Origin of the sequence: Ereboglobus sp. PH5-5 (genome assembly GCF_029504805.1) — a bacterium.
Classification (GTDB): domain Bacteria; phylum Verrucomicrobiota; class Verrucomicrobiia; order Opitutales; family Opitutaceae; genus Ereboglobus.
This window is the reverse complement of record NZ_JAQFIT010000004.1, coordinates 144,946-161,349: the sequence shown is the minus strand read 5'-3', so window position 1 is coordinate 161,349 and position 16,404 is coordinate 144,946. Positions and strand designations below refer to the sequence as shown.

At 59.1% G+C, this 16,404-nt stretch carries 10 protein-coding genes; 8 read left to right on the top strand and 2 right to left on the bottom strand.

Features of this window, described 5'->3' with window-relative positions; genetic code table 11:
- The first annotated feature begins 25 nt into the window (after positions 1-25).
- Together M2103_RS03880 and M2103_RS03875 are read left to right on the top strand one after the other, a co-directional pair.
- The gene (locus M2103_RS03880) at positions 26-2,827 is read left to right on the top strand and encodes a TonB-dependent receptor (protein WP_277508861.1); all 2,802 of its coding nucleotides are present in this window, start codon (positions 26-28) and stop codon (positions 2,825-2,827) included.
- Between the two features lie 164 nt (positions 2,828-2,991).
- On the top strand, positions 2,992-4,902 hold the full coding sequence (locus M2103_RS03875; RefSeq protein WP_277508860.1) for a S9 family peptidase: 1,911 nt from the start codon (positions 2,992-2,994) through the stop codon (positions 4,900-4,902).
- 67 nt (positions 4,903-4,969) lie between these two features.
- Here the strand turns inward: M2103_RS03875 and M2103_RS03870 are convergent, their stop codons facing one another.
- Both M2103_RS03870 and M2103_RS03865 read right to left on the bottom strand, forming a co-directional pair.
- Positions 4,970-5,449: a hypothetical protein gene (locus tag M2103_RS03870; protein WP_277508858.1), complete on the bottom strand. Its 480-nt coding sequence runs from the start codon at positions 5,447-5,449 to the stop codon at positions 4,970-4,972.
- 60 nt (positions 5,450-5,509) lie between these two features.
- Positions 5,510-7,015, bottom strand: a complete 1,506-nt coding sequence (locus tag M2103_RS03865; RefSeq protein ID WP_345783538.1) for a Gfo/Idh/MocA family oxidoreductase — start codon at positions 7,013-7,015, stop codon at positions 5,510-5,512.
- Between the two features lie 401 nt (positions 7,016-7,416).
- Here M2103_RS03865 and M2103_RS03860 point away from each other — a divergent pair, with 401 nt between their 5' ends.
- The 6 genes from M2103_RS03860 (at position 7,417) to M2103_RS03835 (ending at position 16,359) form a co-directional block, all read left to right on the top strand.
- Positions 7,417-8,583, top strand: coding sequence for an aldose epimerase family protein (locus M2103_RS03860; RefSeq protein ID WP_277508856.1), 1,167 nt, complete (start codon positions 7,417-7,419; stop codon positions 8,581-8,583).
- Between the two features lie 196 nt (positions 8,584-8,779).
- Positions 8,780-12,121, top strand: a complete 3,342-nt coding sequence (locus M2103_RS03855; protein ID WP_277508855.1) for a family 78 glycoside hydrolase catalytic domain — start codon at positions 8,780-8,782, stop codon at positions 12,119-12,121.
- A gap of 134 nt (positions 12,122-12,255) precedes the next feature.
- Positions 12,256-13,182 (top strand): endonuclease/exonuclease/phosphatase family protein, encoded by a 927-nt coding sequence (locus tag M2103_RS03850; RefSeq protein WP_277508854.1) that lies wholly within the window; start codon positions 12,256-12,258, stop codon positions 13,180-13,182.
- Positions 13,183-13,316: 134 nt separating this feature from the next.
- The gene (locus M2103_RS03845) at positions 13,317-14,240 is read left to right on the top strand and encodes an endonuclease/exonuclease/phosphatase family protein (protein WP_277508853.1); all 924 of its coding nucleotides are present in this window, start codon (positions 13,317-13,319) and stop codon (positions 14,238-14,240) included.
- Positions 14,241-14,373: 133 nt separating this feature from the next.
- Positions 14,374-15,294: an endonuclease/exonuclease/phosphatase family protein gene (locus M2103_RS03840; RefSeq protein ID WP_277508852.1), complete on the top strand. Its 921-nt coding sequence runs from the start codon at positions 14,374-14,376 to the stop codon at positions 15,292-15,294.
- Between the two features lie 135 nt (positions 15,295-15,429).
- The gene (locus M2103_RS03835; protein WP_277508851.1) at positions 15,430-16,359 is read left to right on the top strand and encodes an endonuclease/exonuclease/phosphatase family protein; all 930 of its coding nucleotides are present in this window, start codon (positions 15,430-15,432) and stop codon (positions 16,357-16,359) included.
- Positions 16,360-16,404 lie beyond the last annotated feature (45 nt).

Sequence of the window (16,404 nt, the reverse complement as noted above, 5' to 3'; positions counted from 1 at the left end):
AATCCAACCAAGCCAAACAAGCCAAATGAAGACCAAGAATGACTCCCAAGTCGGGGGCGCATGTGCGCACTCGCGTAAATTGTTAATTGCCGGAGCCGCCATGCTCCTTTCAACGACGCTGGCTTTTGGCCAGGCGACAAAGCCAGCAAATGAAACAAAAGATGACGTAGTGCATCTTGAAAAACATGAGGTGCTCGGCACCCGCATCAAACGCGTGGATATTGAAACAGCGAGCCCTGTGCAAATTTTCACCGCCGATCAGATTGAGGCATCCGGCTACGTGAGCATGGCCGACGTCGTCCGTTCGCTTCCCTTTATGAACGGACAGGCGCTTACTCCCGTTGATGCCGGAACCAGCTTCACGCCGGGCGTGAACTCGTTCAACCTTCGCGGTCTCGGCAGTAACAACACACTCGTGCTTCTCAACGGCCGTCGGACCACGCCCTACGCCTCCCCTGGCTTTAATGGGTTCATGACAGTGTTCGATATCAACAGCATCCCCGATGCCGCGATCGAATCCATGTCGATTTTGAAGGACGGCGGTTCCGCGATCTACGGTTCGGATGCCGTTGCCGGTGTTATCGATTTCAAGCTGAAAAACGACTATGTGGGTGTTAACACGACCGTTCAGGCGGGAAATCATATCGTCACCGATGGTTTGGTTAAGAAAGCCTCTCTCACCGGCGGTGTTGTCACGGCCAAGACGCACATTATGTTTGCCGCAAACTGGCACGACCAGAAGTCCGTCTATGCGCGCGATCTCGGTCGCTCCAAAAATGCGGACAAAACATCCCTTGCAAGCAAAGCCGATCCCCGCTGGGAATCCCCGGTTCCTATCAGTGATTTCGGCCTTCCTGACAATCCTGCCGATGTGGATTATTTGGGTTTGTTTGATGGACGTTCCTCAATGGGATATCCCGGTTATGTGTCTGTGGGTGGCTCAAATAAGACTTTTGCCGAAGCCACGGATACCCCGACTGTTGGAGATGCAGTGACGGGATCCCATCTCTATAACTTTCAAGAAGTTGCCGGGCTTTTCCCCGACATCCGCCGTTTTTCGTTCTACACGCGCATGAAGCACGATTTCACACCTTGGTTGTATGGGTTTGCCGAGCTCTCGTTTTCCCGTTCTGAAACACAAATTGATGCCGCTCCCACTCCGGTTAACCTTGCGGGGGAAAATGGGCTGACCGTGGACGAGGCGATGTATATTCCCTCCTATAACGCATACAATCCTTGGGGCGTGGATATTGCCAGCGGGCGCCGCCGTCTTGTTGAAGTCGGCAACCGTGTCAATGATGTCACATCCGACACGCCGCGCATACTCGTTGGCCTTGGAGGCACCATTACTGGTGATTGGACTTGGGAAGCGGGCGCGCTTTACTCAAAGAACACCGTCACCAACCGTAACTTGGGTTCGGTTGCTGATTACAAGATGCAGCAGGCACTCATGGGTCTGACCCGCATGGGTGATGGCAGTCTCACATGGGATCCGACCACCGCGATCGTCGACCGTGAGTATTTTAATTGGTTTGGACTCAATGAGCAGGCATTTGTCGATTTTCTCTCGATTGAAAATCCTGTCAGGGCCGCGATCCAGTTCTGGAATTATGACGTCAAGGCCAGTGGTTCGCTTATCTCACTGCCCGGCGGCATGGCGGGCATAGCGGTGGGCGCAGAGCGTCGCACTGAAAAACTGTCGAGCTCGCAGACAGACCTTAACCAAACCGGCAACATTATTGGCGGTTCACAAGGCACGAGCTTTGGCGGTCAGCGCGATGTGAACGCCATTTACGCCGAGGTTTCCCTTCCTTTCACCAGCTGGTTTGAGGCACAAGTTGCCGGTCGTTGGGAAGACTACAGCGACGACGGCATCAAGAGCAAGGTTCGCCCCAAGGTTGGCCTTAAGTTCAAGCCCTTGCCCTGGCTCGTTCTCCGCACATCCTACAGTGAGTCGTTCAAGGCTCCTGATCTGGCGTATCTCTACACCAAGGGAACGACCACGTTCACGTCCGGCAACTACGTGGATCCGGTCACCGGAAACAGCGACCAGCTGCAAATCCGCGTGGGTGGCAATCCCGACCTCAAGCCTGAGACAACCGACACCTACTACGGTGGCGTCGTCATCGAGCCGCAGTCCGGATGGCTCAAGGGCTTCGTGGCATCGGTCGATTTCTTCTATTACAAACAGAAGGATTTGCTCGCGCAGCTGACCGATTTTTACGCCTACAACTACTTCCTCGAGCAGGCCAACTTGGGCAACCCGTTGTTTGCGCCGATGGTTGTGCGCGCTCCCGACAACACCCTCCTCTACATCAGGGATGACTACACCAACATCTCCAGCCGCAAATACAAGGGCATCGATTTCGAGGCCAGCTATCGCTGGAACACCGACAAGTGGGGCAAGTTCCAAGTCAAGGCCGCGGGCACTTATCTCATCAGTGACAAGATCGACGGCGACAACATTGTTGGCACCTGGCTGACACCGCGCTTCAATGCCGTGGTCGAGTTCAACTGGGCCTACCGCGACTGGTCGTTCAATGTCTATGAAACCTATCTTGGTGATCGCGACCGCAAAATGTATCTGGGTTATAACACCGACCCCGAGGTGGATCCGCTCTACCTTGTATACACTGTTAAGAAGCAGCTTCGGACAAACGCCTCCGTCACCTATTCCGGTTTCCGCCAAATGAAGATTACTGTTGGCGCGACCAACATCTTCAACCAGACCGCCCCCGTCGATCCCTATGACGGCACGGGCACCACCGCCGGCATCAACGATCCCTCGCCCGCGCTCTGGTATGTGCGTGTTTCGCGCGACTTCTAATATGAAATAGTGTTTCACGAACCGGTCCGCTTTCCGCCGAATGCGGGCCGGTTTTTATTTTTTGATTTAATATTAAAAACGCAGATGCTTGGGGAGACGTTTTTCCTTTGGCATTTGCGTTTTTTGCGTTTTAAAACAAACCCATACCAAAAATATTACTCACGATGCATCCTAAACGACTCCTTGTTTTCTTAACCGCCCTGTTTACTGCCACAGCGCTTTGCGCGGAAATCCCGCTCGACGACTTTTTGAAGGAGCCTGATTTTAGCGAAATCAGAATATCCCCTGACGGAAGCAAGGTTGCCGTGACGGCGCGATGGAAGGAAAAACTCGCGCTGTCGGTTATCGACCTGAAAACCAAGGAGCGAAAAATCCTCACCGCTCCGCCGACCATGGATGTCGTCAATGTTCGATGGGTGGGAAACAACCGGCTGATTTTCACCGGAGTTGAGGAGATAATATGGGGAGGAAAGAGTGCGAACGGCGGGTTGTTTGCAATCGATGCTGATGGCAAAAATCCCACAGTGCTTAATGAAAGCGCGACCCAAAAAGGAAAAAAGGGCGGGGGATATCGCGGGGTTAATTTTCTTAGTTATTACGGGGATTCCACGGATGAGATATTGGTTCGCAGCAACCAGCGTCGCGCGCTTGAGCCGGATGTTTATCGCATGAATGTCCGCACAGGAATCAAAAGGGTGGTCGCCACCAATCCCGGCGGGGTCCAATACTGGGTGGCGGATCACAAGGGTGCGGTGCGCGCGGCTTTTGGACAAAAAGGGCTCGAGCGCTTCTTCCTCTATCGCGACACGGCAAATGGCAAGTGGCGTGAAATCAAACGCTGGAAAGTCACCGAGGGCGGAATTCATCCACTGGCTTTCGACCAGGACAACAGGATGCTTTACGTGAGCAGCAATGTGGGCCGCGACACGGCATCCATCCGGCTTTTCGACCCTGAAAAGGGTGTCGATGTGAAAGAGCTGTTCGCGAGCGACACCTATGATGTTGAGGATGTCGTGCTCGCCCGTGATGATCACCGGCTTCTGGGTTATGCATATGATGGGGCTCGCCCCACATGGGTGTGGGAGGACAAGCGGCTGAAGGCGCTTCAATCGCTGCTCGACCAAGAATTGCCGGATACGGTCAACTATTTTTCGAGCATGAGCACGGACGGCGCGTGGACGATTGTCCGGGCGTTCAGCGATCGCGATCCGGGCACCTATTATCTTTTTAACACCAAGGAACTGACGATGGAAAAAGTCTTCAGTCCCCGGGAATGGATTAATCCGAAACAAATGTCCGAGGTGCGCCCGATTTCATACACGGCGCGCGATGGCATGACAATCCACGGCTACCTGACGCTTCCCGCGGGGAAGGAACCTCGCAACCTGCCGCTCATTGTCAATCCGCACGGCGGTCCGTGGGCGCGCGACAGTTGGGGGTTCAATTATGAGATTCAGTTCCTTGCCAGCCGCGGTTATGCCGTGCTTCAGATGAACTTCCGCGGTTCCACCGGTTACGGTGGCAAACTGTTGGAGGCCGGTTACGGCCAGTGGGGTCTCGCCATGCAGGACGACATCACTGATGGCGTGAAATGGGTGATAGACCAAGGCTACGCCGATCCCAAGCGCATTGCGATTTATGGCGCGAGTTATGGCGGCTTTGCAACAATGGCCGGGCTGACGTTCACTCCCGAGCTGTATTGCTGCGGCATAAATTATGTCGGGGTTACCGACATTGCGTTATTGTTGAAAACGATACCCAAGCATTGGGAGCCGGCTCGCGAGGAGCTGGAACTCAAGGCGGGAGACATCTTGAAGGATCGCGAGCGTCTCAAGGCGACCTCTCCGCTGGAGCATGCCGACAAAGTTCGCGTGCCCGTGTTTTTCGCCTACGGCGAGCTCGACGAGCGTGTTGATGTCAAGCACGCCACTCGATTTGTCTCCAAATTGCGCTCCCGCGGGATTCCCGTGGAGCTGATGCTAAAAAACAACGAGGGGCATGGCTTTGTGCTCCAGGAAAACAACCGCGATTATTATACGACCTTGGAGCGATTCCTGGCGAAATATATGAAGTAGTTTTCCGAATAATTGGTTCAAAAAAGACGCGAAAATGTTTTCGCGTCTTTTTTATATAATTAGCTTTTTAATAGGATACGGTTACCAAATAAAAGGTTCCGCCAGCCGAGGCCGTCGGGCCGACTGTGTCCTGTTGCTTGGCTATGACAAGCGCTTCGCGTGGTGGAATCTTGGTTTCGTAAAAATAAACATGTATCTCTCCGGCGCCCCTTACCCTGCCTCCCACTGTAACCGGGGTGAGGCGGATTTCCTTGGCAAATTCCAGCGCCCGTTCATTGCGTGAATCATCGGGAAAGGATTTTACAATACGCGGATTTGGAATGGTTCTGTTGTCCGCTATAATCCCTCTCATTACAACGAAGCCGTCATATTGCATGTCCTTGATTCTATTCCATTGCGCGCCGCCGTAGAACATTTGTATCAGGTCGTTGGGAGCCTTGGGGTTGGTCGCCAGCGTGACGGGCGTGGGTTTGGATGACGAACTTTGGCATCCGGCCAGCGCAAAGAGGACGGATGAAATTAACAGGGCATTGATAGTGTTTCGCATGTTTTTTTATAAATGTTTTTTTGTTTTCCCGCGACAAGCCTCGTTTTTCGGGAGTTTGCCTCACAGTTTATAATACTGCTCCCAGTCCTTGCGCGGGGGGGCGCCGAGGAGGAGTTCGTTGGCGGCTTTGCTGTTGGTGAATTGTTTCGCGCCGCGGTCGAACTTGAGCCTGGTGTTAAGGCGTTGCGCGATCACGCCCATGCCCATCATCTGGCAAAGCGGGCCGGCCACGGCAAACGACGAGCGACACTTCTCGCGCCCTTTGCAGGCGAGCAGGAAGTTGGCGAAGTGGTTCGACGGGCTCCGCGGCACCTCGGGCAGGTGCGAGGCCATGTCGGCAGCCTTTGACTCGGGGATGATTTTTAACGTCGAACTGTGCGAGCCGCCCTTGAAGGTGAGGCCTTCGCCATAGATGATTTTTCCGGGCGGGAGCTTTTTTGTCTCAATCTTGCCGGACGATGGCGGCGGGATGTCGGTGCCGCCAACAGGGTCGCCCATGTCGCCGGGGAGCGCGGGAATGTTTTTGACACCGTCATACCAAGTGAGCTCGAGCGGGGGCATGGCGCCGCGTTTCGGGAAGCGGAATGCGAGCGTGGAGGCTTGCGGGAATACGAAATGATTGTGTCCCTCGAGCATCACCGGATCGACTTCCTCGGGGAGGCCAAGGTCGAGGAATTCGTGCGCGGTGTCGAAGATGTGCGCGCCCCAGTCGCCGAGCGCGCCGTTGCCAAAGTCATACCATGAGCGCCATTCGCCGTTCATGTAGCCGTTGTTGTATTTGTGCGCTTGCGCGGTGGCGAGCCAGCCGTCCCAGTCGAGCGTGTCGGGGACGGGTTGTTCGGGGAGGTAATCGGTGAGTTTGCTGTAGGCGAATTTTGGAGTGTCGTGCCAGCGGCGTCCGCTGTTCATGTAGGCGGTGATGCGGGTGACGTTTTTGATAATGCCGGCCCCGGTCCATGCCTTGAACTGAAAATAATTCGCGTCGGAATGGCCCTGGTTGCCCATTTGCGCGGCGACATTGTATTTCTTTTCGGCGGCCATGAGCAGTTCGATCTGGCGGAAGCTGTGCGCCATGGGTTTTTCGACATAGACGTGCTTGCCGAGCGACATGGCGAGGATGGTGATGGGGAAGTGCGAGAAGTCGGGCGTGCCGACGCAGACGGCTTCGATTTGTTTGCCCATTTTGTCGAACATTTGCCTGAAGTCCTGAAAACGCGGCACGTCGGGAAATTGTTTCAAGATGGACTCGGTGTGCGGTGCGCCCATGTCGGTGTCACAAAAGGCGACGATGTTGGCGAGGCCGGTTTTGTGAAAAGCCCTGATGATTTGGGCGCCGCGGTTGCCGATGCCCACGCAGGCGAGGTTCACTTTTTCACCGGTGTATTTGCGCGAGGTTTTTTTGCCGTCCTTGGGTTTGCCTTTTCCTCCGGAGCCTTTCGCCGCGAGAATGACGCCGGGAGCGATGGCGGAGACGGCTCCGGCGGCGAGGATGCCCTTGAGAAAGGCGCGGCGGGGCAGGCTGGCGGAGGCGAGTTCGGGGAGACGGATGGGGTTTTGATTATTCATGAGGTTTTTTGGCATGTCGTGGGTGTGCTGTATTTGGGAGAATGTTTTTTTGGGGGGAATCCTCCGCGCCGCGAACGCGCGGGGCATATACATAAGATTTTTTGGCGTCGCGTTGAAGCTAAACGCGATCACAGCTAGCGGGATTGCCGATGAATGGGAAGCGGATATTGAGGGCATCCTTTTTGCGGATGCGTGTGGGATTGACGGACGTGGGGCGGGGCAGGGCGGGGGACAACGCCGCTTTTATCAAGAATGCACCGCGGACGTGGGACGCGTCGAAATTGAATAATTATCACGCTCGCCACTTTGCGTTTCCTCTGCAAAAAATCGCGCTTCGCGTCAGAAAATGTTTTTTAGGCAGCTCCCCCTTTTACTCTAAATCACGCATAAAACCCAAACCCATGAAACACACACTCGTCATCGCAACCTTGTTGCTTGCGTCCGCACTGCTCGGCGTCACCGCCTGCTCCAAGCGCAACGAAACCAGCGCGCCCACCAAATCCGGCTTGCACCGCGAGCGCTTCCAAAAAGTCATCGACGGAAAACAGTCCGACTTGTTCGTCCTGACCAACGCCAAGGGCGTTGAAATCTGCGTCACCAGCTACGGCGCGCGCGTCGTCTCCTGGCTTGTGCCCGGCCGCGACGGCAAGATGGAGGACATCGTGCTCGGCTACGACAACGTCCAGGGTTACATCGACTCCAACGAGCCGTATTTCGGCGCCGCCATCGGACGCTTCGGCAACCGCATCGCCAAGGGCAAGTTCACGCTCGACGGCAAGGACTACACCGTTCCCATCAACAACGAGCCCAACGCCCTCCACGGCGGCACCAAGGGTTTTCAGGCCGTCGTCTGGAATACCCGCCAGCCCGATTCGCGCACGCTTGAGTTCAACCTCCTCTCCCCCGACGGCGACCAGGGCTTCCCCGGCAACCTCGACGTGAAAATGGTCTACACGCTCACCGACGACAACGAGCTCAAAATCACCTACGAGGCCATGACCGACAAACCCACCGTCCTCAACCTCACGCACCACTCCTTCTTCAATCTCCTCGGCGCGGGCAACGGCAGCATCAACGACCACCTGCTCACCCTCAACGCCAGCCGCTACACACCCGTGAGCGACGTCCTCATCCCCACCGGCCAGATCGCGTCCGTCGATGGCACGCCGATGGATTTCCGCAAGCCCACGGTCGTCGGCTCGCGCCTGGACCAGGATTTCGAGCAGCTTAAAAACGGCGCCGGTTACGATCACAACTGGGTGCTCGACCGTCCCGCCACCGACGCGGGCACCGGCAAGCTCTTCCTCGCCGCGCGCGTCGTCGAGCCCCGCAGCGGTCGCGTGCTCGAAGTGCGCACCGACCAGCCCGGCATCCAGTTCTACGGCGGCAATTTCCTCAACGACACCTTCAAGGGCAAGCAGGGCAAAACCTACGGCCACCGCAGCGCCATCGTCCTCGAAACGCAGCGCTTCCCGGACAGCCCCAACCAGCCCGCGTTTCCCTCCACCGTGCTCCGCCCCGGCGAAACCTACCGCCACATTTGCGTCTACAAAACCCTCGTCGAGTGACGCCGGCGCCGCCAACTCACCGCCCGTAGGGGCGTCGCTTGCGACGCCCTTGCCCTGGCAGGTGGGATTTTGAAAACCCGGGCGTCGCAAGCGACGCCCCTACGGCGCAAAACCCCAAGGAACACCAATTCTCGGCACCCCTTCCCCCCCAAAACAACGCTTCAACAACCCAACCCAAACCCGAAACAACGCCTCAATGAAACTCCGCACCCTCATACGGACCGCCATGCTTGCCGGTCTTTCCGTTCTCACCCTCGCCGCCTCCGCCGGCACCATCCGCCCGACCGAGCCGCGATGCGAGCATCGCGACAACCCGCTCGGCCTTCGCGAAGTCTGGCCGCGCCTCACCTGGCGGCTTGAGGCCGTCAACGCCGCCGACCGCGGCCTCGTGCAAAGCGCGTGGCGGGTGCTCGTCGCCTCCACGCCCGAAAAACTCGCCGCAAACGAGGGCGACGTGTGGGATTCCGGCCGTATCCAAAACACGGATACGCGCGCGGTTTTCGCCGGGCGCAAACTCGACGCCCTCCAGCAGGTCTGGTGGAAGGTGCGCGTGTGGGACGGCGCCGGCGCGCCCTCCGACTGGAGCGCGCCCGCCACCTGGTCGCGCGGCCTTGAGGAGACCGTCAACCTCAAGGACTGGCCCGGCGACTGGATCGGCCTCGACCCGACCGACGCGCAGCGCACCGAAAACCTCACCGACGACCAGCGCCACCGCGCGCGCACGCGCCAGTTGAAATGGGTCAAGGCCGTGATGAGCGGCATCAAAAAACGCCCCACGCCCGCGTTCGACGCCAAGGTCGTCGCGCCGCCCACCGACACCGACATGCCCGCCGGCAAACCGCTCACCGCGTGGTTCTCGAAAACCTTCAGCGTTGAGAGCAAGGCCGCGATCGACCGCGCCGTCATTTGGGTCGTGCCCGACATGGAGTGCGAAATCTGGTTCAACGGCAAACGCGTCGGCACGTCCGCGCGCTGGGAAATCACGAAACAAATCGACCTCACGCCCCATCTCCGCGAGGGCGAGAATCGCGCCATGTTGCGCGTCACGCAAAACGACGGCTACGCGCCCGCCGTCACGGGCGAGATCGAGCTTTTCCCCTCCACAATCAACACCGCCACGAAGCGCGTGCCCATCGACGCGAGCTGGCTCGCCGCCGAGTCCGCCGCGAAAACGCCCGACGCTCCCGCGCTCGCCGCCGCCGGCGCCTGGAAAAAACCGAAGGCCGACTCGCGCCCCACTTGGAGCACGCCTGAAAACGTCACGCACTACTACGCGCCCGTCGCGATGCTTCGCAAAAAGTTTTCCGTCAAGAAACCCGTCAAGCGCGCCACGCTCGTCGCCACCGCCACCGGCCTTTACGAGGTCGAGATCAACGGCGCGCGCGTCGGCAACGACTTCTTCGCGCCCGGCTGCACCGAATACCGCCGCCGCGTCCACACGCAAACCTATGACGTCACCGCGCAAGTCAACGGCGGCGCAAACGCCATCGGCATCACGCTCGCCGACGGCTGGTTCGCCGGCATCATGGGCTTCGGCGGCAAGCGCCATGTTTACAACGGCTACCCGCGCGCCCGCGCGCTGCTCGTGATCGAGCACGACGACGGCACCGTCACGCGCGTCCCCACCGACCGCTCGTGGAAGGCCGCGTTCGGCCCCATTCGCTACGCCGACCTCATGCAGGGTTGCGGCTACGACGCGCGTCTCGAAATCCCCGGCTGGTCGCGCGCCGATTTCAACGACTCGAAATGGACACGCGCCGCCTCGGGCCGCCGTTCGATTCCCGACGAGTCCGCCTACACGCTTGCGCAAACCGTGGTCGAGGGCGCGACGCTCGACGGCGTGCGCATCACCGAGACGCTTCCCGCGCGCACCGTGCGCGAGGTCGAGCCCGGCGTGTGGCTGGTTGACTTCGGGCAAAACTTTGTCGGCTGGGCGCGCCTGAAAACACGCGGCGCCGCCGGCACGCACGTTGTTTTCCGCCACGGCGAAATCCTCAACCCCAACGGCTCCATCCACACGTCCAACCTGCGCGGCGCGTCCGGTGTCGATGAGTTCTGGATGCGCGACGGCGAGCAAACGCTCGAGCCGCGTTTCACGTTCCACGGATTCCGCTACCTCGAAGTGCGCGGCCTCGCGCAAGCGCCGACCGCGGCCGATTTCACCGGCGTTGTTGTCCACAGCCCGATGAAACGCACAGGCTGGTTCGAGAGTTCCGACCCGGCGTTGAACCAGCTTTTCTCCAACATCATCTGGGGACAGCGCGGCAACTATCTCGAAATCCCGACCGACTGCCCGCAGCGCGACGAGCGCCTCGGCTGGAGCGGCGACACGCAATTCTTCGCCCGCACCGCCTCCTACAATTACGACACGCGCGCGTTTCTCGAACGCTGGATCGAGGCCATCTGCGACTCGCAAAATGCCGAGGGCGTTTTCCCCGGCGTCGCGCCGAACTTCCCCGGCTACCATGTGCGCCCCTCGACGGCGTGGGGCGACGCCTCGATCATCGTCACGCACGTGCTCTGGCAGCAATACGGCGAGACGCGCCAGATCGAGCGCCACTTCGACGCGCTCGCGCGCTACATCGGCTGGCTGGAGCGCCGCGCGCGCGACGGCATCGTGTTTGTCGGCGGCTACGGCGACTGGCTCCACAAGGGCGGCACCGCCAAGACCGAGGTCATGGACACCGCCTACTACGCGTATCTTTGCGACCTCATGGCGCAAATGGCGGAGGCCATTGGCCGCACCACCGACGCCGCCCGCTACAAGGCCCTGCGCAACGAAGTGCGCGCCGCCTTCGAGCGCGAGTTCCTGCTCGCCGACGGCTCCATTCTCGAAAGCAGCCAGACCGGCTACGCGCTCGCGTTCACGATGGACCTCGTGCCGCCGAAACTTCGCAAAAAGACGGCGGAAAAATTCAACGACTCAATCAAGGCGTTCGACTGGCACCTCGCCACCGGCTTCATCGGCACGCCGCGCCTCATGCCCGGATTGTTCGAGGCCGGACTCAACGAAACCGCGTGGCGCGTGCTCATGCAGGACACCTACCCGTCGTGGCTCTACCAAGTGAAACTCGGCGCGACCACCATGTGGGAACGCTGGGACGGCTGGACGCCCAACGAAGGTTTCCAGGCGGTCACGATGAACTCGTTCAACCACTACGCATTCGGCGCGGTCGGCGAATCGCTCTACCGCCACGTCGCCGGCATCGAAACCGCCACACCCGGCTTCCGCGACATCGTGATTCGTCCCATCCCCGGCGGCGGACTCACGCACGCGCGCGCCGCCTACGAGGCTGCGACCGGCCGCATCGAAAGCGGCTGGAAAATCCTGCCCGGCGGCGGACTCGCGCTCGACGTGACGATTCCCGTCGGCTCGCGCGCGAAAATCCACCTGCCCGCCAAGGCCGCGACCGCCGTCACCGAAAGCGGACGTCCCCTCGCATCCGCCCCCGGCGTGCGCGTGATCGCCTCCGAAACCGCGGGCGAGGTTGTCTGCGAAACCGGCTCCGGCGTGTATCGCTTCGAAGTGCGCCCGTGAGCGCGGCTGCCGTGGGGGCGCACCTTGCGTGCGCCCTCGCGCCCGCCCGCTTTGTGGATACCTTCGCCAATATCCACGCCAACAGTCTTTCGTAAATCAGGGCGCACGCAAGGTGCGCCCCCACAAAAACACCCATGAAAAAACTCCCCCTCAGTCGCATCCTTGCGTTTTTTCTCTGCGCGCTCGCGGCGAACCTCGCTTTCGCGGCGAACACATCCGACTCAGACATCCCGCAACGCAAACGCCAGTCGCCGGAAGTCGTCCGCGTTCTTTCCGCAAACATCCGCTTCCCGCTCGACACCGACAACGGCACCGGCAACGAGTGGCAACTGCGCAAGGAACTCGCCCGCGACGTGCTCCTCGCGCAGGACGCCGACATCATTTGCTTTCAGGAATTCCGCAAACAGCACCTCGAATTTCTCAAGGATTATTTCCCCGGCCACGACCACGCCGGCTTTGTGGACGGACCCGACGAGCGGAAGGCCAACATGGTTTTCTACTCCAAAAAACGCTTCGAAAAAATTGCCGAGGACGGAGTGTTTCTCTCGCCGACGCCCGAAGTGTATCGCTCCAAATTCGAGGAGTCCGCCAGCGTGCGCAACGTCACCCGCCTGCACCTCCGCGACCGCAAGACCGGACGCGAGCTGATGATTTGGAACACGCATTTCGACCACAAATATCAGGCCGGTCGCGACAAGCAGGCCGCCGCACTCGTCGAGCAAATTAAAAAACACCCCGCCGATATTCCCCAAATCATCACCGGCGATTTTAACTGCCCCGCCAAAACCCAAGCCATCAAAACCATCAAGGCCGGCGGCTTCATCGACACTTACACGGCGCTCCACGGCTCCGCCGATCCCGGCTACACCTACCACAACTTCAAGGGACACAACTACGGCAAGACTTACGGCAAAATCGACTTTGTATTTTGCAACGACGCGCTCCGCCCGACTGTCACCGAAATCATCCGCGACAACCGCACCGTTGACGGCGTCCGCCGCTACCCCAGCGACCACTATTTCATCTCCGCCGAATTCGAATACGCGAAAACCAAAAAATGAAATTTCATCAAACAGCTAACACCGTAGGGGCGCACCTTGCGTGCGCCCTCGCGCCCGCCCGCTTTGTGATTACCCGCGCCAACAGTCTTTCGTAAACGAGGGCGCACACAAGGTGCGCCCCTACAAACACGCCCATGAAATCCACCCAACGCATCCTCCTCCCAATCCTGTCGCTCGCACTCGCGGCCAACTTCGCCTTCGCGGCGGCGCCTGACTCCGACATTCCGCAGCGCAAACGCCAGTCGCCCGACGCCGTCCGTGTCGTCTCGGCAAACATCCGCTACCTCGCCAAGGCCGACATCGCCACCGGCGACAATTGGGACAAGCGCAAGGAATTCGCGCGCGACGTGCTCCGTGCGCAAGACGCCGACATCATCTGTTTTCAGGAATTCAACAATCCGCATTACGATTATCTCAAGGGCCAGTTTCCCGACTACGAGGCGTTCGGCTTTGTTGAGCGAAAGGAGGACGGACGAAAACTGAACACGGTTTTCTATTCCAAAAAACGCTTCGAAACAATCGCGGCTGACGGCGCGTTTCTTTCCGCGACGCCCGATGTTTACCGCTCCAAATTCGAGGAGTCCTCCCAAGTGCGCATCGTCACCCGCCTGCACCTCCGCGACCGCGCGACCGGACGCGAGCTGATGATCTGGAACACCCACTTCGACCACCGCAGCAGCCCCGCCCGCACCAAGCAGGCCGCCGTGCTCGTCGAGCTGGCAAAAAAATATTCCCCGAACATCGGGCACATCATCACCGGCGACCTCAATTGCACCCAGAAAACCGAGGCGATCAAAACCATCAAGGCGGGCGGTTTCATCGACACTTACACCGCGCTTCACGGCCCCGCCGACCCCGGTTACACCTTCCACGGTTTCAAGGGACACAGTTACGGCAAGACTCACGGCAAAATCGACTTCGTGTTTTGCAACGACACGCTCCGCCCGACAGTCGCTGAAATCATCAAGGACAGCCGCGTCATCGACGGCGTCCGCCGCTATCCGAGCGACCACTATTTTGTCTCCGCCGAATTCGAATACGCGAAACCCAAAAAATGAAACTCGCACAAACAACTGTCCCCGTAGGGGCGTCGCTTGCGACGCCCTCGCGCTCGCCCGCTTTGTGACTACCCGCGCCAACAGTCTTTCGTAAACGAGGGCGCACGCAAGGTGCGCCCCCACAAAAACACCCATGAAATCCACCCAACGCATCCTCCTCCCGATCCTGTCGCTCGCACTCGCGGCCAACTTCGCATTTGCGGCGGCGCCCGACTCCGACATCCCTCAACGCAAACGCCAGTCGCCCGACGCCGTCCGTGTCGTCTCGGCAAACATTCGCATGCCCATCGCAGTTGACAAAAAAAGCGGCAACGACTGGGACAAGCGCAAGGAACTCCTTCGCGACGTGCTTCTCGCGCAGGACGCCGACATCATTTGTTTCCAGGAATTTCACCCGAGCTATTTCGACGAACTCAAAAAATCCTTCCCCGATTATCACGCCTACGGGTTTGTGGACACCGACGAGGGGCGGAAAGTCAACACGGTCTTTTATTCCGCCAAGCGCTTTGAAAAAATCTCGGAGGGCGGCGCGTTTCTTTCGCCGACGCCCGATGTTTACCGCTCCAAGGTTCCCGAGTCCTCGCATGTGCGCCACTTCGTCCGCATCCATCTCAAGGACCGCCTGACCGGGCGCGAACTGCTGCTCTGGAACACGCACTTCGACCACAAAAGCCAGGTCGCCCGCGACAAACAGTCCGCCGTGCTCGTCGATTTCCTGAAAAAACAACCCGCCGGCATTCCGCAAATTGTCGCCGGCGATCTCAACTGCCCCGCCGAAACCGAGGCCATTAAAACCATCAAGGCCGCAGGATTCACCGACAGCCACACCGCCATCCACGGCCCCGGCGAGCCCGGCTACACCTATCACGGTTTCAAGGGCCTCGATTACGGCAGACCCAGGGGCAAAATCGACTTCGTGTTTTGCAACGACGCGCTCCGCCCCGCCGCCGCCGAAATCATCAAGGACAGCCGCTCCATCGACGGCGTCCGCCGCTACCCGAGCGACCACTATTTCCTCTCCGCGGAATTTGAATACGCGAAAACCAAAAAATGAAACGCGCACAAACAACTGCCCCCGTAGGGGCGCACCTCGCGTGCGCCCTCGCGCCCGCCCGCGTTGTGACTACCCGCGCCAACAGTCTTTCGTAAACGAGGCCGCACGCAAGGTGCGCCCCTACAAAAAACGCCCATGAAATCACTCCAACGCATCCTCCTCCCAATCCTGTCACTCGCGCTCGCGGCCAACCTCGCCTTCGCGGCGGCGCCCGGCTCCGACATCCCCCAGCGCAAACGCCAGTCGCCCGATGCCGTCCGCGTCGTCTCGGCAAACATCCGCTTCCTCGTCCCCGAGGACGACGGCACCGGCAACGAATGGGCCCGCCGCAAGGAACTCGCGCGCGATGTGCTTCTCGCGCAGGACGCGGACATCATCTGCTTCCAGGAATTTCGCAAGGCGCACCTCGACTTCCTCAAAAATTTTTTCCCCGATTACGGCGGAGCCGGTTTTGTTGACGGCGACGACGGCCAGATGGCCAACATGATTTTCTACTCCAAAAAACGCTTTGAAAAAATCGCGCACACCGGCGCGTTTCTTTCGCCGACACCCGAGGTTTATCTCTCCACATTTCCCAACGCACCGCGCACCGCGCGCCACTTCAACCGCCTTCACCTCAAAGACCGACTCACCGGACGCGAGCTGATGATTTGGAACACGCACTTTTCCGCCGGCGGCAAGCGCCAGCCCGCGCGCGACGCCCAAGCCGGAGTGCTCGCTGACTTCCTGAAAAAACAACCCGCCGCCATTCCGCAAATCGTGACAGGCGATTTTAACTGCACCGCCAAATACAACGCCTACAAGTCGATTAAATCCGCCGGATTCACCGACACCCACACGGCGCTTCACGGCCCCGCTGATCCCGGCTACACCTATCACAAATTTCTCGGCCACGCCTACGGCAAAACGAGCGGCAAAATCGATTTCATTTTCAGCAACGCCAGCCTCCGCCCGACCGTCACTGAAATCATAAAGGACAGCCGCGTCACCGACGGCGTCCGCCGCTACCCCAGCGACCACTATTTTCTCTCCGCCGAATTCGAATACGCCAAAAAGCGCCCGTAGTATTTACGCATCAACCAACACAAACACACACAACACACACACACA

Excerpts from the sequence above, each read along its gene's own strand:
- M2103_RS03865 (WP_345783538.1), bottom strand. The coding sequence starts at position 7,015 with ATGAATAATCAAAACCCCATCCGTCTCCCCGAACTCGCCTCCGCCAGC.
- M2103_RS03850 (WP_277508854.1), top strand. The coding sequence starts at position 12,256 with ATGAAAAAACTCCCCCTCAGTCGCATCCTTGCGTTTTTTCTCTGCGCG.
- M2103_RS03870 (WP_277508858.1), bottom strand. The coding sequence starts at position 5,449 with ATGCGAAACACTATCAATGCCCTGTTAATTTCATCCGTCCTCTTTGCG.
- M2103_RS03845 (WP_277508853.1), top strand. The coding sequence starts at position 13,317 with ATGAAATCCACCCAACGCATCCTCCTCCCAATCCTGTCGCTCGCACTC.
- M2103_RS03835 (WP_277508851.1), top strand. The coding sequence starts at position 15,430 with ATGAAATCACTCCAACGCATCCTCCTCCCAATCCTGTCACTCGCGCTC.
- M2103_RS03860 (WP_277508856.1), top strand. The coding sequence starts at position 7,417 with ATGAAACACACACTCGTCATCGCAACCTTGTTGCTTGCGTCCGCACTG.
- M2103_RS03840 (WP_277508852.1), top strand. The coding sequence starts at position 14,374 with ATGAAATCCACCCAACGCATCCTCCTCCCGATCCTGTCGCTCGCACTC.
- M2103_RS03855 (WP_277508855.1), top strand. The coding sequence starts at position 8,780 with ATGAAACTCCGCACCCTCATACGGACCGCCATGCTTGCCGGTCTTTCC.
- M2103_RS03880 (WP_277508861.1), top strand. The coding sequence starts at position 26 with ATGAAGACCAAGAATGACTCCCAAGTCGGGGGCGCATGTGCGCACTCG.
- M2103_RS03875 (WP_277508860.1), top strand. The coding sequence starts at position 2,992 with ATGCATCCTAAACGACTCCTTGTTTTCTTAACCGCCCTGTTTACTGCC.